Here is a 262-nt window from a genome sequence, read left to right on the forward strand (position 1 = left end):
TTCCTCCACAACCTGGCCATGGGGCAAATGGCACATCGTGTCGGGTGTTCCGGGTTCCAGAACGCCGCCCTGCTCGGTGCAATAGACCGAAGCGGGGTTCGCCATATCGAGAAGCGCGCCGGGGGCACGCTCGGCCTGCGGATCGGAGGCGGGAACACAGGCGCCAAGGAGACAAAGCGCAAGGACGGTGGCTGTGACAAGATGGATACGCATAGCGTCAGAGTCGCGTGAGTTCCCCCGCGGGTCAAGGTTCATCCGCCGC

Annotated in this window: 1 protein-coding gene; it reads right to left on the reverse strand. The window is 64.1% G+C overall.

Annotated elements, in window-relative coordinates; all coding sequences use genetic code 11:
- Nucleotides 1-255: DUF333 domain-containing protein (locus tag JI667_RS23565; RefSeq protein ID WP_368077929.1), on the reverse strand; the 255-nt coding region annotated here is incomplete at its 3' end.
- Nucleotides 256-262: the final 7 nt, after the last annotated feature.

Origin of the sequence: Bacillus sp. NTK074B (assembly GCF_017303375.1) — a bacterium.
In the GTDB taxonomy this organism is placed as follows: domain Bacteria; phylum Bacillota; class Bacilli; order Bacillales; family Bacillaceae_B; genus Rossellomorea.